Below are 20517 nucleotides of genomic sequence, written 5' to 3'. Positions count from 1 at the left end.
GTTATCTACTCATGGTAGTTTACACGTTTTCAGCAACGTGCTGCACGCGTTGTTCCGCGGGGCGGATCCGAAACCAGATCGCATACATCGCGGGCAGGAAGACGAGCGTAATAATCGTCCCGCCCAGCGTTCCACCGATCAGCGTCCAGGCCAGCGTGCCCCAGAATACCGAATGCGTCAGGGGAATGAACGCCAGCACGGCCGCCATGGCGGTCAGTAAGACCGGGCGTGCGCGCTGGACAGTCGCTTCAACCACCGCCTGGAACGGCTCGAGGCCGTCCTTCTGGTTATGATCGATTTGACCGATCAGGATCAGCGTATTGCGCATCAGAATGCCGGAAAGGGCGATCAGACCGACCAGCGCGTTAATGCCAAACGGCTGATTAAATATCAGCAGGGTCGGCACGACGCCAATCAGCCCCAGCGGCGCGGTTAAGAACACCATCACCATCGCGGAGAGTGAGCGCACCTGCAAAATGATGATCAGCAGCGTCAGGGCTATCATGATCGGGAACAGCGGTAACATCGCCTGCGTCGCTTTGCCCGATTCCTCAATCGAACCCGCCATGTCAATACGGTATCCGGCCGGCAGCGCATCAACGATCGGCTGGAGCTGCTTCATGATGGCGACCGACACGTCCGGTGGCTGAAGATTGTCGGCAATATCGCCCCGCACGGTAATTGTCGGGGTGCGATCGCGACGGCGCAGGACCGGGTCTTCCATGCCGACCTCTATCTTGCCGATTTGAGACAGCGGCACGCGCTGTCCCGCATTGCCGACCAGGGTAAAGCCTTCGATTTTTGCCGGGTCAAGACGGATATCGCCCGCCGCGCGGGCAATGACGTCTACCGATCGAATATCTTCCCGCACGGAGGTGACTGGCACGCCTGAAAGCAGAAACTGAAGCTGATCGGCAACGGCGCTGGAGGTTAAGCCGGTCGCCTGCAGGCGGTTTTGATCGAGAGTGAAATGCAGGACGGGAACGCGTGACCCCCAGTCGGTGTTGACGGTTCGCATCATCGGGCTTGCCTGGAGCACGGCTTTCACCCGTTCGGCGATGTCCTGCACCTGTTTGACATCCGGCCCCGACACGCGCCAGGCAACCGGGAAGGGCGAGTAAGGGCCGAATACCAGCTGCGTCACCCGCACGCGGGCTTCGGGCGCAAGACCGCTGGCGACGGCCTCCCTGAGCCTGAACTTAAGCGCCTCGCGTGACGTCTCGCTGTCCGTCAGGATCACGATTTTCGCAAAAGAGGGATCGGGCAGTTCAGGCGCCATTGCCAGATAAAAACGGGGCGAACCCTGACCAATATAGGCCGTGACGATTTTGGCTTCCGGCTGCTGGCCCAGCCACGCTTCTATTTTTGCGGTGGCGGCGCTGGTTTGCGCAATCGAGGTGCCGTAGGGCATCTGTACTTCAACCAGCACTTCCGGGCGATCGGAGGTCGGGAAAAACTGTTTTTTTACCAGCCCCATGCCGAGCACGGCCAGAATGAAAATGGCAACCACGGAGCCGGCCACGCGCCACTTTCTGGCGATAACGCGGCCAAGCAGCTGGCGAAAACGGTTATAGCGGGGCGTGTTATAGATGGCGGCATGACCCCCTTCTACTTTGGGGATCGCCGGCAGGATCTTCACCCCAAGATAGGGCGTGAACACCACCGCGACAAACCACGATGCAATCAGGGCGAGGCCGACAATCCAGAACATATTGCTGGTGTATTCCCCGGCGGTCGACTGGGCAAACCCATTCGGCATAAAGCCAATCGCCGTCACCAGGGTTCCGGCCAGCATGGGCGCGGCGGTATGGCTCCAGGCGTAGGCTGAGGCTTTGATTCTGTCGTAACCTTCCTCCATCTTCACCACCATCATTTCGATGGCGATAATGGCATCGTCAACCAGCAGGCCGAGGGCGAGGATCAGGGAGCCCAGCGTGACGCGGTCAAAGTTTATTCCCGCGGCCTCCATCACCACGAAGACGACCGCCAGCGTCAGCGGGACCGCCGCCGCAACGACTACCCCCACGCGCCAGCCCATGCTGACAAAACAAACCACCATGACCACAAGCAGTGCGACAAAGAATTTGATCATAAACTCATCGACCGACGAGCGAATATTGACGGACTGATCGGTGACTTTGGTCAGGGACATGCCAAGCGGCAGGCTATCATTAATTTTTGCCGTTTCCGCATCCAGCGCTTTACCCAGCGCCAGACCGTTCCAGCCTTCGCGCATTACGATGCCCAGCAGAAGGGCGGGTTCATGCTGATTGCGTATCAGCATCGTCGGGGGATCTTCGTAGCCTCGCTCAACCGTTGCCACATCGGACAGCTTGAGGGTTTTGCCCTGAGCGACAAAAGGCGTATCGCGGATTTTCTGCAGTTCATCGAACGCGCCGTCAAGGCGGATAAAAATCTGCGCTCCTCGGGTCTCAATCGAACCCGCCGCGGTCAACGCGTTCTGGCTGTTGAGGGCATTGAAAATATCCTGGGGTGAGAGCCCTATCGTCGCCAGGCGGTCGTGGGAGAAGGCGACATAAATCCGCTCGGCCTGTTCGCCGATAATGTTCACTTTCTTCACGCCGGGAACGTGCAGAATCTGCTGGCGCAGGCCTTCGGCATCGCGTACCAGCTGCCGCTGCGGTTCGCCTTTTGCTTTCAGGGCAAAGAGGGCAAAGGTGACATCCGAGAATTCGTCATTGATCATCGGGCCGATGACGCCCGCCGGGAGACGCTGCGATTCATCTCCAAGCTTCTTCCGCGCCTGATAGAACTCCTCCTGCACTTCGGCTGGCGGGGTTTTGTCCTGCAACGACAGCGTGATAAATGCCATGCCGGGGCGGGTATAGGTTTCGGTACGGTCATACCACTTGAGTTCCTGCAGGCGCTTTTCCAGCGGCTCCGCGACCTGATCCTGGATCTCCTGCGCGGTCGCACCCGGCCAGACGGTTATCACCGTCATTTGCTTCACCGTGAAGGGCGGATCTTCCGCGCGGCCGAGCCCAAAAAAGGCGTAAATTCCGGCAATCGTCACCAGAACGATCAGAAACAGCGTGATGGAACGTTCGCGGACGGCCAGCGCGGACAGGTTGAAGCGGCTTCCGCTCATGGCGTGTTCTCCGCCAGGGCGTTATTGCGTTGTTTCGCGAGCCTGACGACCTCACCTTCGTGCAGAAGATGTGCGCCTAGCGCAACAATCTTCTCACCGGGTTTCACGCCGCCCGTGACCTGCACGGCATCTTCACCCACGCTCAGCACCCTGACGGGCGTCCATGCGACCTTTGTGGGCTGGGCGGAAATGCGCCAGACGCCGGGACCTTTTCCTGCATCATAGAGTGAGGCCAGCGGGACCTGCATGACCTGAACTTCCGCTTTATTATCCTGAATGTTCAGCGTGACGGTCGCCCCCAGCGGCGCGTTCGCCAGCAGGCCATCCAGCACGTAGCGGGCTTCATACGTGCGGGTCGCGGCATCGGCCGAGTCAGAAAGCAGGCGAAGCGTTGCGGTGACCGGGTGTTTTTCATTGCCATAAAGCGTGGCCTGCGCTTCGCTGCCGACAGCAGGGCGCAATGTTTCCGGAAGCTGCACGAGCGCTTCACGCTGTCCCGCTCTGGCGAGCCTGATCGTCACCTGTCCGGCACTGACGACCTGACCCGGCTCGGCGAGCGTCTCCATCACCACGCCGTCTGAATCCGCCAGCAGGACGGCATATCCCGTGGCGTTTTGCGCCACGTTGGCCTGCGCGCGGGCGGCGCTGAGATCCGCCCTGGCCGTATCGGCCGCCGCTTTAATCTGATCGTACTCCGAGGCAGAAACGGCGCCGGACGCCACAAGTCCGCGATAGCGCGCCTCATCGCTGGTGGCTTTTCTCGCCCGCGCCTGGGCCGCATCCACCGCGCGCTGCTGCGCCTGAGCCTGTAATTTCAGGTCAACCGGATCCAGGCGCAGCAAGGGCTGACCCTGTTTGACGGTCTGGCCCGTATCAACCAGTCGCTCAAGGATTTTGCCCTGAACTCTGAAACCTAAATCGCTTTGCGTTCTTGCGACCACCACGCCCGTGAAGGTGCGGGCGCTATTGTTCGCAAGCTCGACGGATGCGGATCGGACAAGCGGTGGCTTTGTACGCGGATCGTCACTTGCGGAAATATCGCCGCATGCCACCAGGGCAAACGGCATGAGACAAACGGCAACGCGGGCTGGAGTGAGCCTGAGCATGGGAAACCTTTTCGACGTAACAGGACGGTTTCCGCATTCTCTGACTGGTGACCAAAAATGTCAATAGTCACAAATTAGGGGGCAAGGCTTCTTAAAATGAGTGAAGAGAGAAGCACCGCCGCGGTGGGAGCCATTTCGAGATTGTACTGCAGCTGAACGGGATTAATAAAAGGACACATCACCATGTGGATAGCCTGAGTGACCTCATCCAGCGGCGTTTTTCTTTCAAACTCTCCGGCCTGCCTGCCTTCAATAATGATGCTCTCAATCAGCTTCATCAGGCTTTCTGCATACCGCTCTGTCGACGGCCACTGCTCGCGCGCGGCGACGGCGGCGATGTCGTAAAGCTTACGATCGTGGAAAAACAGCTCGCTTCCGGCCTCGGTGAGCGCCTTGAAAAGACGGCGGAGTTTTTCGCTTGCTGACGGCGCATCCTCAATGGCGGAAAGCACCGCCGCCATGATCAGCTCCAGGCGGTTAGCGCAGATCACCTCGCCAATAGCCTGTTTAGAATCGAAAAACTTATAAATGTAGGATTTTGAAAAACCTATGGATTTAGCCAGCTCGGCGACGGTGGTTTTTTCATAGCCGTAGTGACCGAAGTGCTCAAAGGCCGCTTCGACGATTTGCTCTCTGACAGCGTGGTCAAGGGGACCGCGTGCTGATGGGGGATTCATATTTTTAGTCATTATTTAAGCTTAGCGTGACGGGCCAGGGTTGGCAACGAGTGACCATTTTGTACTTTGGTTACTATTGTGCTGTCTTACGTCGTAAAGACGGGACAATCGGCCAGGTGGAGTAAGTGTATCACTGTTTTTACGTTAATGTTTTTTAAGCCAGTCGAGAAAAAACTGGCTAAACGCCGTGACCTGAAGCGGCTGCAGTTTGCGCTGGGGGTAAACAAGCTGCAGCCCGACATCTTTGCGATCGTATCGGCTAAACCCGGTGAAGCTGTCGGCAAACAGCACCGTGAGCCTTCCGGTTTCAACGTCGTCTTTGACGTCCCACCACGATTTCCCCGCGATGCCCGCTCCGCTGAGCGCCCACTGACGAAGCAATGCTCCGTCGTCGCACACCATGGCGGGCTCAACGCGAACAATGCTTTCCTCACCATTAGTTTCAAAGCGCCATTCATTCATCACCACGCCCTGCGATTCCAGCGCCAGGCACCGGTGCCGGGCTAAATCGGCAAACGTGGCGGGGACGCCGCGGTCGTTAAGATATTCTCCGGAGGCGACCAGCACCCGACGGTTCGGGCGGATGTTTCTGACGACAAGACTGCTGTCCGGCAGGTTGCCAAAACGCACGCTCATATCCAGCCGGTTAGCGACCAGATCCTCAACGTGTTCTCTTAACGAAATGAAAAATTTAACGTCAGGATGGCGCCGGGAAAAATCAATGACGGCGGGGCTAAGATACTGTCTGCCAAAATCCGAGGGCGCGGAAAGGCGAATATTGCCGCTGAGCACGCCCTCTTTTTGCGTCAGTAACGACTCGGCATGATGCATCTCTTCCAGCACGCGCAGCGCGGCATGGTAAAACTCTTCCCCGGCGCGGGTCAGGGTGAGGGATCGCGTTGAGCGGTGAAACAGGCGCGTCTGGTAACGCTCCTCAATCGCCTTCAGCCTGGCCGTCATGGTCGCGGGGGAAAGCGACAGGCGTCGTCCGGCGGCGGAAAGACTTCCGGCCTCGGCAACTTCCACCAGTAAAGCCATGTCTTCGAGTTTACCCATTATTCATATTTTCCGAAAAGTGCATCTGCTTTTAGCGTAATTATCAAAATCAGATGCGGACTGTAAAGTGATTTTATCCAAACCATAAGGGATAAAATCATGCAACGTACCTCACTTTTTGAACGCTACAGGCTGGGTTCGCTGGACCTGAAAAATCGTATCGTCATGGCGCCGATGACCCGCGCACGCTCCCTTCAGCCGGGAAATATCCCCTCCGCTCTGATGGCAGAGTATTACCGGCAGCGTGCCAGCGCGGGATTAATCATCACGGAAGCCACGCAGATTTCGCCTCAGGGCCAGGGATACTCATGGACACCCGGCATCCATTCGCCTGAACAGGTTTCGGGATGGCAACTCACGACGGGCGCCGTGCATCAGGCGGGCGGAGTGATTTTTTCGCAACTCTGGCACGTCGGGCGAATGTCGCACGCCAGTTTTCACCAGGATGGTCAGCCCGTCGCCCCGTCAGCGCTGGCCCCGGATGCGCAGGTGTGGGTGGTGAATGAGCGTGGGGAAGGCCAGATGGTTGACTGCCCGCAGCCGAGAACGCTCTCGCGCAAGGACATTCAGAACATCGTCGCGGACTATCGCCAGGCCGCTTTGAATGCCGTTCAGGCCGGGTTTGATGGTGTCGAGGTCCACGGCGGAAACGGGTATCTGATAGACCAGTTCCTGCGCCAAACCTCCAACAAACGCACGGATGAGTACGGCGGTACGCTGGTGAACCGCATCCGTTTTGCCCAGGAGGTGTTAAGCGCTATTGCCGAGGCCATTGGTCACGAGCGCACGGGCATCCGCCTTTCCCCATTTATTACCCAGCGCGGGATGAACGACCCGCAGGTCTCTGAAGCCATACTTGCGCTTGCGGCCTGGTGTGAACAAAAAGGTATTGCATTCATCCACCTGGCGGAAGCCGACTGGGATGATGCCCCTCAGGTACCCGATCATTTCCGTCAGTCCCTTCGCGAGACCTTCAGCGGAACTCTTATCGTCGCGGGTAACTATGACCTTGATAAAGCAGAAAAGATCCTTGCTGCCGGCTATGCCGATTTGATTGCCTTCGGCCGACCGTTTATTGCCAACCCCGATTTGCCCCACCGGCTGGCAAACCAGCTGCCTCTTGCCCAGGTGCGCGACCCCGCCACGCTGTTTGGCGGTACCGGCACGGGATATACCGATTACCCAACGTACGCTCTACAGGAGGAAACATTATGACCCGTAAAACTTTAATTATCGGCGGCGCTTCCGGCATCGGTTTCGCCTTGGGCAGCCTGCTTGCCGGGCGCGGTGAGGAGATTATTCTTGCCGGACGCGACAGCGCAAAACTGGACGCCGCGCGACAGCGGCTGAGCGCCCACGCCGCGTCCGTTCACACCCTCGTGCTGGACATCAGCCGTGAGGAAGAGCTTGTTGCGCTCTGTGAAACGCTGGGCGAGGTCAATAATGTTGTCGTCACGGCGGGTTCACAGGCGCCGGGCGGGTTGCTTTCCGGACTGGATCTCCGTGCGGCAAGGCAGGCCTTTGATACAAAATTCTGGGGAAGCCTCAATGTCGCCCGCTATCTCAGCGGGAATATTGCCCCCCGCGGTACGTTGACGTTCACCAGCGGTTTCGTGGCGCGCCGCACCGTGGCGGGCGCCATCGTAAAAACAACGATGAATGCCGCCATTGAGGCTGCGACAAAAGTGCTGGCGAAAGAGCTTTCACCGCTGCGCGTCAACGTCGTCAGTCCGGGGCTGACCGACACGGAAGCGTATGCGGGGATGGACGCCGCCGCGCGGGAAAAAATGCTCGCCGGCGCGGCGGAAACCCTGCCAGCCAAGGCCTGGGGAAGGGCTGAGGACATCGCGCAGGGATATCTTTTCGCCATTGATAATCCCTTTGTGACGGGATCGATTATTGATATTGAGGGCGGGGCGTTAATTAACTGACCCTCATTTAAATTGGTCCGCAGGTCTTCGTCTGCGGGTGACGTAATACTCTATTGAGAAACAACATGAAATATACGACGTGTTTTCGTCCCGCTATCGCGGCGCTTATTTTTGCCGGTCTGTCGGGCAATGCTATTTCCTCGCAGGGGGAATGGCTGCAGCCGAAACTGCTTATTGTGGATAACAGTCTGTCACAGGCACAATTAAAGGCGAATGAAACTGCTGCCAGAAAATATGCCACGTTCTGGAACACCGGTAATGAAACTCTGGCGCGTGATGCCCTGGCAGTAAACTTTATTGATAAAACGCCCCCGGAAGGACGTAAGCAAGGTCCCGAGGGCGCTATTTTAGCTTCCAGGGCGTTTCGGGCAGCCGTTCCTGATTTGCGTTGTGACGTTGAGCAAATGATTATTTCAGGCGATCGCGTAGTTTCGCATCTACATTTTCACGGCACCTTCACCGGGACATTTGGCAAGCTGAAAGGACAGGGGCAGAAAATAGATTTTATCGCCACCGATATTTATGAAGTCGCTGACGGTAAGATTGCGGCAAACTGGCACATTGAGGACAACCTGACGCTGATGAAACAGCTCGGCGCGCTGTAAAGTCACCACTCCGGGGCGGCCCGGAGTGATGCGAAAATCCTATAAGCCAAGATCGCTCAGCGAAGGGTGATCGTCCGGGCGTCTGCCCAGCGGCCAGTGGAACAGCCGCTCGGATTCTTTTATCGGCATATCGTTTACACAGGCAAAGCGGCGCTTCATCAGGCCGTCCGGCTCAAACTCCCAGTTTTCATTGCCGTAAGAGCGGAACCAGTTGCCGGAATCATCATGCCATTCATAGGCATAGCGCACCGCGATCCGGTTATCCGTAAATGCCCAGAGCTCTTTAATCAGACGATACTCCAGCTCTTTTTTCCATTTCCGCTCCAGAAACGCCTGGGCTTCTTCACGGTTGGTGGCGAACTCTGCGCGGTTACGCCATTGGGTGTCCAGCGTATAGGCAAGCGCGACTTTCGCCGGATCGCGGCTGTTCCAGCCATCTTCTGCCAGCCTGACTTTTTCGATGGCGCTTTCACGAGTGAACGGCGGTAAAGGAGGACGAGTGTTCATGGCGATTACCTCAGTGTGATTTATGTAGACAGGTCTGTCTACTTGCGGTAATCTATGCCTGAAAAATAACGCTGTCAACACTCTTTTTGAGACTGTCGAAAAAATGAAAACCGAACCCGCAGGTAACGAGACAAAAATCAGCGTCAGAGATAAAATATTACTCACGGCGCACGATCTTTTTTATTCCACTGGCTTCAGGGCGACGGGGGTGGACACGCTGATTAAAGCATCGAAAGTGACTAAGGTGACGTTTTATCGCCATTTTCCGAGTAAGAGCTTGCTTATTCTAGCCTATTTACACTATCGACATGAAATATGGATTAACTGGTTTGAGGCCACGCTTCGTCGATATCTCGTTGAAGGCCAGACGCCTGCGGACGCTCTATCGGCTACCCTTTATGAATGGTTTATTTCGCCCGAGTTCCACGGCTGCGCGTTTATTAACGCCAGCGCGGAAGCCAAATCCGAAGAGATTGAAAGCGAAATAAAAGAGATTTGCCGCGATCATAAAATCGAAACAAAGAAGATTATTGCGTTGCTGACGAAGATTGCTGATGAGCGCGTCGTCAATGAAATCATGTTGCTCATTGACGGCGCAATTATTCATGCGCAAATGGGCATGGATACAGAAACGATAATAAATGCGTTAAAAAGGGTCTTAGCGGAACTGACCGGCCAGTGAGATTCCGGTGCTTAATCAACTCTTGCACCAGGTCGATTAAGCATCCGCGTTACACTGTTGGAATGGTGCCGCCATCAATCACAAATTCAGTACCTGTGATACTCGCAGCATGCGATGAAGCAAGGAAGACGATGAGGTTGGCAACCTCAATCGGTCGGGCAGGGCGTCCGAGCGGTATTCCACCTAACGCCTTCATAATGATCTGTTTGCCACCTTCATAGTCTGTGCCTGCCTGCTTTGCCAGTCTCTCCGCCAGTGCCACTGCCGCTTCAGTTTCGATCCAGCCGGGGGCAACGCGCACCACCCGAACACCTTTCGGCGAGACTTCCTTTGAAAGACTTTTACTGTAGGTTGAGAGGGCTGCCTTAGCCGCCGCATAACCCGTTGTTGAATCCGGTAAAGGCAGTTCGCGCTGGATAGACGTCACGTGAATAATCACCCCATTTCCCTGCTCAAGCATTCCGGGAAGCAGGGCGCGATCTAAGCGTACTGCAGGTAACAAATTAAGATTGAGCTCCTGCTGCCACTCGTCTTCGCCAAGTGCAGCAAAACCGCCACCGGGTGAGGTTGAACCGCCTGCAACATGGATAATTACGTCGACACCTCCCATCTGTTCCTGCACTGCGGATGCGACTGAGGCACATCCAGCGACCGTAGTAAGATCAGCGGCTACGAAAGTATCCGCGATATTTACGTCTGGATCGTGGCGCGCCGTGGTAAATACCGTTGCACCGAGTTGTTTTAAAAGTCCGACGACTGCTTTGCCGAGCCCTTTCGTGCCAGCGGTAACAAGCACGCGCTTGCCTTTAAAATCAATATCTAATGACATGGACTTTCGCTCCCATTATTTACAGTACAGGTATATTCAACATAGACTGAGTAATTGACAAGTACGCACGAAAAAGTGAGTTACTAAATTATGAGTAAGTTATATAGTCCGGAATCTGCCGCAAGCGGCGTGGAGCAAGTATTACGGTTGCTGGAAGGGCGCTGGAAATTAATTATTCTTTTTCATCTTTTCGACGGAAAAGTGCAGCGCTATTCTGATTTCGAAAAACTGATCCCCGGTATTTCCCAAAAGATGCTGGCGCAGCAACTTCGACAACTCGAGTCCGACGGTATCGTTTCGCGGATGGTTTACCCTCAAGTGCCACCGAAAGTAGAGTATCGCCTCACCGATTGGGGGCAGGCATTATGCCCGGCGCTTGATGCCATGCTGAAATGGGCAGAAAAACGTGAGGCTTACGCAAGCCTGTAAGCCTGGCGGTCAGCACGCTTCAATGGAATAGCGTTATCCGTAACCCATTTGTGCAAAGGAAACGAAAAAATGAGAACACAGAAACGATGCCTTGGCTGCGTAGCTATTGTGGTTGATGACTACGATCGCGCCATTGAGTACTACACCGACAAGCTGGGGTTTACCCTCGTAGAGGATACGCCCCAACCGGGAAAACGCTGGGTAGTCGTCTCACCCAACCCGGAAAGCGACTGCAATATCCTGCTGGCTCGTGCCTCTAACGAGAGGCAGGAAGGTTTTATCGGTAATCAATGCGGCGGCAGAGTTTTCCTGTTCCTTCAGACGGATGATTTTTGGCGCGATTACCATGCCATGAAGGCAAAAGGCGTTCATTTCTGCGAAGAACCTCGTCAGGAAGAGTACGGTACGGTGGCGGTGTTTGAAGATATTTACGGCAACCGCTGGGATCTTTATCAGACTGCGCAACCGTGAATACCACCGCAAATAATGTGTCATTCGCCTTTTGTCCTGTACGCTTCCCAGCAGAGCGTACTCAAAATTATGGGGATGTCTCTTTAGGGCCAGGGCTCTCGTCCCGCTGTGCCAGCGACAGCGCGCTGGCGCTTGCGGGATCGAACAGCGAGATGCTCTCAATCTGATTGAGTAAAATCACCTTGCGGAATGACATGGCGCTGCGGGGTTCAGAGTCGAGCGTAATGTCATGCTCCGCATACCACCTGCTGTAATTATTCTCGATGCGCAGGTTCATCGTCTTCGCATCCCGGTACCCGCTCAACATCGGGATCAGCACGATATTGGCCGTTTTTTCATATTCCAGCGTCGCGGTGTGGATCATGCCGACGTAAATCCGTCTCGAGCGGAGCGTGACCTGCGCCAGCTCGCCTTGTTCCATACACTGGTATAGCAGCTGTTCGATACCGCTCGACTGCGCCAGACGTTTGTAGAGCTTTTTCCGGCTTTCGCCGTCCAGCCTGGCGCTGCCTGCCCAGTTAGAGCGGTAGAGGCAAAACAGGATGGCGAACGCCAGCATCACGACAACCGGCGCCTGGATGCCCAAAAAACTCCAGTTCATAAAGTCGATTTGCCAGTCGGTGTATTTCGGTGAGGCAAAGTGAAAAGCGTTATTGGCGGCGGAAAGGGCGAGCAGCAGCAGCCAGAGCAGCCCCGTAGCAATCACCCCCTGCAAAACGAAAATACAGCCGTAAAGTGCAACGAGAAAATAGACATCCCAACCGAAGGAACGCTTGATTTTAAAGCGGGTCGACAGGTCGCGGCTGGTGTACCAGTACCCGCAGACCATCAGCACCATAAATATCGCCGTTCCCATATCAGGCCCTCTTCAGCATGTTGACGTGACGCAGAAAATCCTGCCGCACCTCGTTGCTTTTGTAGTTAACGGAGGCGTTCCCGTCCTGGTCGATAATGATGCGGTCGCCATCTTCGACGGCTTCAATAATTTCCTGCTGGCTCATCACCTGCAGTAAGGATTCCGGGCTGGAGAAAAGGGAGAGAAAGAAACGTTTCATGTCAGGCATCCTTATGAATAAAAAGGATAAGCCTGGAAGATGACCGCTGAATTTGCCTTAAGGATAACCTGAAAGTGAAAGCCGGGTGGCGGCTACGCCTTACCTGGCCTACAAAAACGTCAAATGATTGAGTTATCAAGTTGTTGATATTTATAAGTAATAAAAAATAAATTTGCACAAACTTGGACAAATAACGTTAATTGTGTAAGTTTTAAGTATGCGATTACGCCACGTTGTTTACAGCCAGGATGTGACCCATGAGCACTTTGCCCTCTGTCGTGAGTCGGTTTGTTGAGTACTACGCCGCACTGGATAGCCAGCCGCCGTCCGCGCTGGTCGGGCTTTACCATTCAAACGCCACGCTTGTCGATCCGTTCGGCGAGCATGACGGTATTTTTGCGCTCCAGCGCTATTTCACCCATCTGCTGGCCAACGTCGAGAACTGCCGTTTTTCTATCGATACGCCGCTGTGCAGTGGGAACCGGTTTGTTGTCACCTGGGTGATGCACTGGTCGCATCCGCGCATTGCCGGAGGTGAGCCGCTCGATCTGCCGGGGTGCTCGGTGGTGGAGACGGAAAACGATCTCATCACGCGCCAGCGCGACTACTACGATGCGGGAGAGATGATCTACGAACATCTCCCGCTGCTGGGCTGGGCGGTACGCGGCGTGAAGCGGAGGGTTAAATCATGAAGACGGTGCTGATTACCGGCGCAAGCTCGGGCATTGGCGCCGGGCTGGCAAAATCCTTTGCCGCTGACGGCTACCATGTGATTGCCTGCGGGCGCGATCCGGCGCGTCTGGAAGCGCTGCATCAGACCTGCCCCAATCTTACCGTTCGTCTGTTCGATATGACGGACCGGGACGCCTGTCGCCAGGCGCTGACCGGCAGTTACGCCGATCTGATTATTCTCTGCGCCGGTACCTGCGAATATCTCGACCAGGGCGTGGTGGACGCAGCGCTGGTAGAGCGGGTCATGAACACCAATTTCCTCGGGCCGGTGAACTGCCTTGAGGCGCTACAGCCGCAGCTGGTTGCCGGTAACCGCGTGGTGCTGGTGAGTTCGATGGCCCACTGGCTTCCCTTCCCGCGTGCTGAGGCCTATGGCGCGTCTAAAGCCGCGCTGAGCTGGTTTGCCGAAAGCCTGCGCCTGGACTGGGAGCCAAAAGGCATTGCCGTGACGGTTGTTTCCCCGGGCTTTGTCGATACGCCCCTGACGCAAAAAAACGATTTCGCCATGCCGGGCAGGGTGACCGTCGACGAGGCGGTGAAGGCGATCCGTATCGGGCTGGCGGCTGGGAAAATGCACATCGCGTTTCCGTCCGGGTTTGGCTTCATTTTGCGGCTGCTCTCCGGGCTGCCTGCGTTTCTACAGCGCACGCTGCTGCGCAGGATGGTGCGTTCATGAACATTGCAATTATCGGCAGCGGCATTGCCGGACTGACCTGCGCCTGGCGCCTGGCCGGGCATCATCAGGTGACCCTGTTTGAAGCGGGATCCACACCGGGCGGCCATACCGCAACGGTTGACGTGACGACGCCCCAGGGCACATACGCGATCGATACCGGTTTTATCGTCTACAACGACCGCACCTATCCGCGCTTTATGGGCCTGCTCAGCGAGCTGGGCATCAGCGGGCATAAAACGCAGATGAGCTTTTCGGTACACAACCCCGAAACGGGGCTGGAGTACAACGGTCACACCCTGACGTCGCTGTTTGCCCAGCGTCGCAACCTGGTGAATCCGGCGTTCTGGCGTCTGCTTGGCGAGATCGTCCGCTTCAATCGTCTGGCAAAACAGGCGCTGGACGGGGAGGTGGACCCGAACGCCACGCTGCAGACGTTTCTGGACCAGCACGGCTTTACGCCGTTTTTTGCGCGCCACTATATTTTGCCGATGGGAGCCGCCATCTGGTCATCCTCGCTGCAGGAGATGAAGCGCTTCCCGCTGCCGCTTTTCTTACGTTTCTTCCAGAATCACGGGCTGCTGGATATCACCCATCGCCCGCAGTGGTACGTGGTGCCGGGCGGCTCGCGAGAGTATATCCGCGCGATGCTGGACAAATTAGGCGATCGGCTGACGCTGCATCTCAATTCACCGGTGCAGCGGGTGAGCCGCCACGAGGACGGGGTTACGCTTCAGCTTGAAAACGGCAGCCATACTTTCGATCGGGTGATTTTTGCCTGCCACTCCGCCAGTGCTCTGGCGATGCTTGACGATCCCACCTCCGCAGAGCGCGAGGTGCTGGGCGATATTGGCTGGCAGCGCAACGAGGTGGTGTTGCACAGCGACTCGCGCTGGCTGCCGGTGCGGCCGCGGGCGTGGGCGAGCTGGAACTACCGCCTGAGCGCGCAGGAGCAGGCCAGCGCCTGTGTTACCTACAACATGAACATTCTGCAGGGGCTGCCTGCGGGCAGTCCGCTGTTCTGCGTCACCCTGAACCCTGACGCACCGGTAGATGAACGCTTCGTTCTGCAACGCTTCGTTTATGAACATCCGCTGTTTAACCCGCAAAGCTGGCGGGCGCAGGCGCGGCGCGGCGAGATCAACGGTCATAACCGGAGCTGGTACTGCGGGGCCTACTGGTACAACGGTTTTCATGAGGATGGCGTGCGCAGCGCGCTGGACGTGGTCAATGCGATAGCGGCCGGAGAGGGGAAGTGAGATGAACAGCTGCCTCTACCACGGCGTATTACGCCACCGCCGCCTCCAGCCGAAAAACCACGAATTCAGCTACAGCGTCTTTATGGCCTGGCTGGATCTCGATGAACTGCCGCTGCTGCCGTCCGTCGGCGTACGGCACAATCGCTTTGCCGCCGCCTCGTTCCACGACGCGGACTATCCGCTCGGCACGCCGCTTAAGGAGAACGTGCTCAGCAGGCTGGAGAGCCTGACCGGAGAACGTCCGGACGGGCGGGTCATGCTCCTGACGCAGCTGCGCTATTTCGGCTTTCATTTCAATCCGGTCAACTTTTACTACTGCTATGACGAGAAGGAGACGCTGCGCTGGGTGCTGGCGGAGGTCCGAAACACGCCGTGGAATGAACGTCATTACTATGCCGTCAACGGACAGAATGCACAGCCCATGGAAAAAGCGTTTCACGTTTCCCCCTTCAATCCAATGGACATGATCTACCACTGGCGCTTTAACGACCCGGATAACACACTGCATATGCACATTGAAAATCATCAGGAAGCGAAGGTCTTTGACGCCACGCTGGCGCTGCGCCGGGAGCCTTTGACGCGCCCCGCGCTGCGTGGGCTTTTGGTGCGTATCCCGCTCATGACCCTGAAAACTGTTTTTGCCATTTACTGGCAGGCGCTGCGGCTCTGGCTCAAGCGCGTGCCGCTGTATAACCACCCCGTCAGCAGGAGTGAACGCTCATGACCGATCCCGTCTTTGCGTTAGAACCCGATATCCCGCGCAACGTGCGCATCGCGCGCTGGCTGCTTTTTCGTCTGTTAAGCGGTATCCGCGGCGGCTCGCTCACCCTGCGTGAAGGGGCGCAGACCTTCCATTTTGGCGAGACATCCTCCGCGCTGCACGCCGACGTACAAATCCTCACGCCCGGCGTTTACTGGCGAGTTTTAACGGGCGGTAGCCTTGCTGCCGCAGAAGCCTGGATGGACGGTGAATGGGAAACCATGCACCTTACGCCGCTTCTGGAACTGCTGGCGCTCAACGGCGAGGTGCTTGGCCGTCTGGAAAACGGGTTCCGCCTGTTCGGCAGGCCGCTGGAGCGTCTGCGCCACTGGACGCGGCGTAACTCCCGCGCGCAGGCGCGTGAAAATATTGCCGCTCACTACGATCTGGGCAATACCTTCTATGCCCATTTTCTGGATAAAGAGCTGCTCTATTCCAGCGCCTTGTTTACGGAGGACGAGCAGGATCTGACGGCGGCCCAGCAGGCCAAAATGGCGCGCCTGTGTGACCAGTTAATGCTAGAACCGAATGACCACCTGCTGGAAATCGGTACCGGCTGGGGCGCGATGGCGGAATACGCGGCCCGTCATTATGGCTGTCGGGTGACTACCACCACGCTGTCGCGGGAGCAATACGTCTGGGCGACCGAGCGAATTGCGCGCGCCGGACTGCAGGATCGGGTCGAGGTGCTGCTCTGCGACTATCGCGACCTCACCGGACAGTACGACAAGCTGGTCTCGATAGAGATGATTGAAGCCGTCGGTCAGCGCTATCTGCCCACGTTCTTCCGTACCTGCCAGGCGCGGCTGCGCCCGGGAGGACGGATGGCGATTCAGGCCATCACGATTCAGGACCAGCGCTATCGCGACTACAGCAAAAGCGTCGATTTTATCCAGCGCTACATCTTCCCCGGCGGCTTCCTGCCGAGCATCACCGCGATGAACGAGCTGATGACGCGCCACACCGATTTCGTGGTGCGCAATCTGTTCGACATGGGGCCGGACTACGCCCGCACGCTGGCGCACTGGCGGCAGCGCTTTGTCCACGCCTGGCAGGAGATTGAAAAGCTCGGCTTTGATGAGCGGTTTCGCCGCATGTGGCTGTACTACTTTGGCTACTGCGAAGCCGGGTTTAACGCCCGCACCATCAGCGTGGTGCAGCTGACCGCCGAGCGCGTATGAAACGATATCTTCAGGTCTTTCTGCTGGCTGTCGCGTTCGATCTTTACTGGACGCTGGTGGTGCTCTTTCGCGAAAAGGGCCTGATTATCTGGCTCGCGCTGGCGATCCTGGCGTGCCTGCTCTTGCCGTCTGTATATCGTTTTTACGCCATCGGGCTGGCCGCGGCGGGCAGTTTGCTGGATACGCTCTGGGCGCTGACGGGACTGATAGCCTTCACGGGCGAGTCTCTGATGCCGCTATGGATGGTGGCATTGTGGCTGATGTTCGCCACCGTCTGGACGCAGCTGACGCGCACCACCACGTTGCCCGGCTGGCTGCTGACCCTGCTGGCCGCCGTGGGAGGCCCGGTGGCGTACCTGATTGGCGAGCGGCTGGATGCCATCACGTTTCTGGAGCCGACCTTTATCGTCGTCAGCTGGATGGCACCGGGTTGGCTGGTGTTGATGCTGTTTTTCCACCTGCTGATGGGGAGACAAAAATGAGAGCTGCGATTTTGCTGCTTTGGCTGATCGCCATGTCTGCGGCCCAGGCCGCCGACTGGCTGGCGTGGCGTAAGGTGGGCGATGCCACGCTCACCTGGGGGCCGTTCACCGTCTACACCTCCCAGCTGCGTACGCCGGATGGGCGTTACGGTCGGGAGAACCAGGATCAGGCGCTGATAATTACCTATGCGCGCGACATCGATCGCGATGAGCTGGTCGAGGCAACCCGCGACCAGTGGCAGGCGCAGGGGATCCTGGCGCAGGAACCGCAAAGCGAAGCCTGGCTGCGGATGCTCCGGTCGCTGTGGCCCGATGTCCGACAGGGCTCACAGCTGGCGTTTGTTCTCAACGATAAGCAGGGGCAGTTCTGGTATCGCGACCCGACCCTTCAGAAAACCTTTATTCCCCTGGGACCACGCCAGTCAGAAGCGTTCAGCACCCGCTTTCTGGCCATCTGGCTCGATCCCCGCACGCAATACCCTGAACTGCGTCAGCAGTTAATCGGAGGCCAAAAATGAAACGTTTCCTGATGATGGCGCTGGCATTGACGATGCTTCTGGCGGGCTGTAGCACGGAGGTGACCGAGTACCGCCAGCAGCAGCCGCGGCTGGATATCTTCCACTACTTCCAGGGTAAAACTGAAGCGTGGGGGATGGTGCAGGATCGCAGCGGCAAGCAGATCCGTCGCTTTCACGTTGAGATTGCCGGGGATGTGATTGGCGATACGCTGACGCTCAACGAGCACTTCGTTTATGACGACGGTGAGAAGCAGCAGCGGGTCTGGCATATCCGGCGCCTGGGGAACGATCGCTATGAGGGCACGGCGGGGGATATTGAAGGGCTAGCAACGGGGCAGGCCGCAGGCAACGCGTTCAACTGGCATTACAGCATGAACGTGAAGGCCAACGGGAGCACGTGGCTACTGAACTTTGACGACTGGATGTACCTGCAGGATGAGAACCATCTGTTTAATAAAACCGAGATGAAGAAACTGGGCGTCACCGTCGCCACGGTAACGCTGTTCTTTACCCGTAAGACATGAGTCTAGTCGCGGGTGCTGTGAATTTTACTGCTCGAGTAGATGAACCAGAGAGCAATACCCAGGCAGACTACCGCCCCCAGACGGCTCGGCGAAAAGGGAATAGCGGCATTACCCAGCCAGCCAAAGTTATCAATCAACATGCTCATGGCGAGCTGGCCGAATATGACCGCCACCGTGGCGACGGCGGTGCCGATGCGCTGCACCGCCACGACCATAATCACAATATAAGGCACGCCAAACATTGCCCCGAGAAGCTGCCATTTCGGCACGTCCAGCAGGCTGACGGCCTGCTTAGGCTCAAAGAAGAAAATCAGCAGGGCGGTCACCAGCGCGCCGACGGAAAAGGTCAGAAACGCGCTTTTGAATACGCCCACGCTGCTGCCGAGCTGGCCGTTAATGGCGGCCTGAATGCTCAGCGTCGCGCCGCCGCAGACGGCCAGAAGAATCATAATCAGTGTCATACGTTACCCCTGTGCGACCAGAACCAGTGCCGCAATAATGAACCCCAGTGCAATAATGCGCTTTGCGTTTATCTTCCTGTGCGGCGAACCCAGCAGACCATAGTGGTCAATGATCAGGCTTTTAAAGACCTGGCCGGCCAGAATGCCAATCATGGTCATGGCGATGCCGATGGTGGGTGTCGCCACGGTCAGGATGACCACGTATACCGGACCGAGCACGCCGCCGAGCAGCTGCCAGCCGGGCTGTGCGAAAAACGACGGGCTGTTGCGCGGGCTGAAAAACAGCATCAGCAGAAACGTCAGCGCGGCGCCGACGCCAAAAATGCTGAACGTCGCCCATAAATCCCCGACCTTTCCCCCCAGCGGTCCCAGCAGGCCCGCCTCGACGGAGAGGCCCATCCCGCCAGCAATCACCAGTAAAATCAAAACCAACTGCATTCTTCTTCCTCCGTTTTCAGGCGAAGAAGATTACGTGGGTTGTCCAGTGAGAAAAATGCCATAATGGTGGAAACACCTTTGCGAGAAATGCATTAATGGTTGACGCCAGCAATATCAACATTCGCACGCTGCTGATCTTCATCGACGTGTATGAAGCGCAGAATTTCTCAGTCGTGGCGCGGCGGCAGGGCATTTCGGCCTCGCAGATATCGCGCGTGATCCACCAGCTTGAGGATGCGCTCGGGCAGCAGCTTTTCTATCGCAATACGCGGGCCGTCATTCCCACGGAAAGCGGTCATCTGTTTATCCGCTACGCCCGGTCAATGGCGGAAAACCTGGAAGAGGCGCGACGGGAGCTGGACGCGCGTGCGGTGGAACCGTCCGGTGCGATCCGCATTAACGGACCGGTGTTTTTCGGCCAGAAGCACATTGCGCCCGGCCTTCCCGGCCTGTCGGAACGCTATCCCCGCCTGAACGTAGAGCTGACGCTGACCGATGATTTTATCGACCCGCACCGCGATGCCGCCGACGTGATCTTCCGGATTGGCGTGCTAACGGACTCATCTTTTCACGCGCGGGTGTTCGGGCAGCAGGTGTATCATCTGGCCGCGTCGCCAGATTACGTGCGTAGACACGGTGCGCCTGAAGGACCGGACGATCTTAACCACCATCACTGTCTGGTCTATCGCGGATCGTCAGGGCCCAACCGCTGGCTGTTGCGCAGTGCAGGCGAGGCGTGGAGACACTATCCCGTAACGCCATTGATGACCTCGAATAATGCGGAAGCGCTGCTGGCTGCGGCGCTTGGCGGGATGGGGATCGTGCTGTTCCCGGACTGGCTGGTGAGCGAGCAGCTCCAGCGCGGTGAGCTGATTCCGCTCCTGCCCGCGCTGGAGTGCGCCATCAATACGGAACAGCAGGCGATCGCGGCGATCTACCCTGATGCCCGACATCCGCCCCTGAACGTCAGGGCGGTAATTGATTATTACGTTGAGCGTTTTGGTACGCCGCTTTACTGGCAAACGTAAGGGA

General features: G+C 57.1%; 25 protein-coding genes. 15 read left to right on the top strand and 10 right to left on the bottom strand.

The window, feature by feature from the left end:
- Positions 1-19: 19 nt before the first annotated feature.
- From UR504_RS01500 to UR504_RS01485, 4 genes are all read right to left on the bottom strand, one after another.
- Complete coding sequence (locus tag UR504_RS01500) at positions 20-3109, bottom strand: efflux RND transporter permease subunit (protein ID WP_320739220.1); 3090 nt, start codon at positions 3107-3109, stop codon at positions 20-22.
- On the bottom strand, positions 3106-4215 hold the full coding sequence (locus UR504_RS01495; RefSeq protein ID WP_302234904.1) for an efflux RND transporter periplasmic adaptor subunit: 1110 nt from the start codon (positions 4213-4215) through the stop codon (positions 3106-3108). The genes UR504_RS01500 and UR504_RS01495 overlap by 4 nt, the downstream gene beginning before the upstream one ends.
- Positions 4216-4289: 74 nt before the next feature.
- Positions 4290-4904 carry a TetR/AcrR family transcriptional regulator gene (locus UR504_RS01490; RefSeq protein ID WP_127730714.1) on the bottom strand — a complete coding sequence of 205 codons (615 nt, stop codon included), beginning with the start codon at positions 4902-4904 and terminating at the stop codon, positions 4290-4292.
- Between the two features lie 132 nt (positions 4905-5036).
- The gene (locus UR504_RS01485; protein ID WP_136194814.1) at positions 5037-5948 is read right to left on the bottom strand and encodes a LysR family transcriptional regulator; all 912 of its coding nucleotides are present in this window, start codon (positions 5946-5948) and stop codon (positions 5037-5039) included.
- 99 nt (positions 5949-6047) lie between these two features.
- Here UR504_RS01485 and UR504_RS01480 point away from each other — a divergent pair, with 99 nt between their 5' ends.
- The 3 genes from UR504_RS01480 to UR504_RS01470 all read left to right on the top strand — a co-directional run bounded on the left by UR504_RS01480 (position 6048) and on the right by UR504_RS01470 (position 8484).
- The gene (locus UR504_RS01480; protein WP_302234906.1) at positions 6048-7163 is read left to right on the top strand and encodes an alkene reductase; all 1116 of its coding nucleotides are present in this window, start codon (positions 6048-6050) and stop codon (positions 7161-7163) included.
- Positions 7160-7879 (top strand): SDR family oxidoreductase, encoded by a 720-nt coding sequence (locus tag UR504_RS01475; RefSeq protein WP_302234907.1) that lies wholly within the window; start codon positions 7160-7162, stop codon positions 7877-7879. Before UR504_RS01480 ends, UR504_RS01475 begins: the two co-directional genes overlap by 4 nt.
- A 65-nt stretch (positions 7880-7944) precedes the next feature.
- Complete coding sequence (locus UR504_RS01470) at positions 7945-8484, top strand: ester cyclase (RefSeq protein ID WP_302234908.1); 540 nt, start codon at positions 7945-7947, stop codon at positions 8482-8484.
- A gap of 39 nt (positions 8485-8523) precedes the next feature.
- Here the strand turns inward: UR504_RS01470 and UR504_RS01465 are convergent, their stop codons facing one another.
- On the bottom strand, positions 8524-8991 hold the full coding sequence (locus UR504_RS01465; protein WP_111964691.1) for a DUF1348 family protein: 468 nt from the start codon (positions 8989-8991) through the stop codon (positions 8524-8526).
- A gap of 103 nt (positions 8992-9094) precedes the next feature.
- Between UR504_RS01465 and UR504_RS01460 the strand changes: the two genes are divergently transcribed.
- Entirely contained in the window at positions 9095-9673 is a 579-nt protein-coding gene (locus UR504_RS01460; RefSeq protein ID WP_302234910.1) for a TetR/AcrR family transcriptional regulator, read from the top strand.
- Between the two features lie 49 nt (positions 9674-9722).
- Here the strand turns inward: UR504_RS01460 and UR504_RS01455 are convergent, their stop codons facing one another.
- On the bottom strand, positions 9723-10502 hold the full coding sequence (locus tag UR504_RS01455; protein WP_049121983.1) for an SDR family oxidoreductase: 780 nt from the start codon (positions 10500-10502) through the stop codon (positions 9723-9725).
- Positions 10503-10592: 90 nt separating this feature from the next.
- Here UR504_RS01455 and UR504_RS01450 point away from each other — a divergent pair, with 90 nt between their 5' ends.
- Both UR504_RS01450 and UR504_RS01445 read left to right on the top strand, forming a co-directional pair.
- On the top strand, positions 10593-10931 hold the full coding sequence (locus tag UR504_RS01450; protein ID WP_115874985.1) for a winged helix-turn-helix transcriptional regulator: 339 nt from the start codon (positions 10593-10595) through the stop codon (positions 10929-10931).
- 69 nt (positions 10932-11000) lie between these two features.
- Positions 11001-11402, top strand: coding sequence for a VOC family protein (locus tag UR504_RS01445; RefSeq protein ID WP_127730728.1), 402 nt, complete (start codon positions 11001-11003; stop codon positions 11400-11402).
- Positions 11403-11469: 67 nt separating this feature from the next.
- On the opposite strand, the gene UR504_RS01440 is transcribed toward UR504_RS01445, so the two are convergent.
- Positions 11470-12258, bottom strand: a complete 789-nt coding sequence (locus UR504_RS01440) for a hypothetical protein (protein WP_115874987.1) — start codon at positions 12256-12258, stop codon at positions 11470-11472.
- A 1-nt stretch (position 12259) separates the two neighbouring features.
- Positions 12260-12457, bottom strand: a complete 198-nt coding sequence (locus UR504_RS01435; protein ID WP_023311615.1) for a hypothetical protein — start codon at positions 12455-12457, stop codon at positions 12260-12262.
- A 257-nt stretch (positions 12458-12714) separates the two neighbouring features.
- Between UR504_RS01435 and UR504_RS01430 the strand changes: the two genes are divergently transcribed.
- From UR504_RS01430 to UR504_RS01395, 8 genes are read left to right on the top strand one after another with little or no spacing between them, the layout of a single operon-like run.
- Complete coding sequence (locus tag UR504_RS01430; protein ID WP_127730730.1) at positions 12715-13149, top strand: nuclear transport factor 2 family protein; 435 nt, start codon at positions 12715-12717, stop codon at positions 13147-13149.
- Positions 13146-13865, top strand: coding sequence for an SDR family NAD(P)-dependent oxidoreductase (locus UR504_RS01425; RefSeq protein WP_127730732.1), 720 nt, complete (start codon positions 13146-13148; stop codon positions 13863-13865). Before UR504_RS01430 ends, UR504_RS01425 begins: the two co-directional genes overlap by 4 nt.
- Positions 13862-15121 (top strand): NAD(P)/FAD-dependent oxidoreductase, encoded by a 1260-nt coding sequence (locus UR504_RS01420; protein WP_302234911.1) that lies wholly within the window; start codon positions 13862-13864, stop codon positions 15119-15121. The genes UR504_RS01425 and UR504_RS01420 overlap by 4 nt, the downstream gene beginning before the upstream one ends.
- Position 15122: 1 nt before the next feature.
- Positions 15123-15845, top strand: a complete 723-nt coding sequence (locus UR504_RS01415; protein ID WP_320739213.1) for a DUF1365 domain-containing protein — start codon at positions 15123-15125, stop codon at positions 15843-15845.
- Positions 15842-17062 (top strand): cyclopropane-fatty-acyl-phospholipid synthase family protein, encoded by a 1221-nt coding sequence (locus UR504_RS01410; RefSeq protein WP_320739211.1) that lies wholly within the window; start codon positions 15842-15844, stop codon positions 17060-17062. The genes UR504_RS01415 and UR504_RS01410 overlap by 4 nt, the downstream gene beginning before the upstream one ends.
- Positions 17059-17544 carry a DUF2878 domain-containing protein gene (locus tag UR504_RS01405; RefSeq protein WP_111966720.1) on the top strand — a complete coding sequence of 162 codons (486 nt, stop codon included), beginning with the start codon at positions 17059-17061 and terminating at the stop codon, positions 17542-17544. The genes UR504_RS01410 and UR504_RS01405 overlap by 4 nt, the downstream gene beginning before the upstream one ends.
- A complete protein-coding gene (locus tag UR504_RS01400; protein WP_274243074.1) occupies positions 17541-18062 on the top strand; it encodes a hypothetical protein in 522 nt (173 codons plus the stop codon). Before UR504_RS01405 ends, UR504_RS01400 begins: the two co-directional genes overlap by 4 nt.
- Positions 18059-18586 carry a DUF3833 domain-containing protein gene (locus tag UR504_RS01395; RefSeq protein WP_274243075.1) on the top strand — a complete coding sequence of 176 codons (528 nt, stop codon included), beginning with the start codon at positions 18059-18061 and terminating at the stop codon, positions 18584-18586. Before UR504_RS01400 ends, UR504_RS01395 begins: the two co-directional genes overlap by 4 nt.
- Before the next feature lie 2 nt (positions 18587-18588).
- Here UR504_RS01395 and UR504_RS01390 read toward each other — a convergent pair whose 3' ends face one another.
- Together UR504_RS01390 and UR504_RS01385 are read right to left on the bottom strand one after the other, a co-directional pair.
- Entirely contained in the window at positions 18589-19047 is a 459-nt protein-coding gene (locus UR504_RS01390) for a DMT family transporter (RefSeq protein ID WP_115874995.1), read from the bottom strand.
- Between the two features lie 3 nt (positions 19048-19050).
- Positions 19051-19485: a DMT family transporter gene (locus UR504_RS01385; RefSeq protein ID WP_143345074.1), complete on the bottom strand. Its 435-nt coding sequence runs from the start codon at positions 19483-19485 to the stop codon at positions 19051-19053.
- Between the two features lie 95 nt (positions 19486-19580).
- Between UR504_RS01385 and UR504_RS01380 the strand changes: the two genes are divergently transcribed.
- Positions 19581-20513, top strand: a complete 933-nt coding sequence (locus UR504_RS01380) for a LysR family transcriptional regulator (RefSeq protein ID WP_274243076.1) — start codon at positions 19581-19583, stop codon at positions 20511-20513.
- Positions 20514-20517 lie beyond the last annotated feature (4 nt).

It is taken from the genome of Enterobacter sp. 241F3, assembly GCF_034106785.1.
GTDB lineage: Bacteria > Pseudomonadota > Gammaproteobacteria > Enterobacterales > Enterobacteriaceae > Enterobacter > Enterobacter vonholyi.
This window is presented reverse-complemented; position numbering and strand designations above follow the sequence as displayed.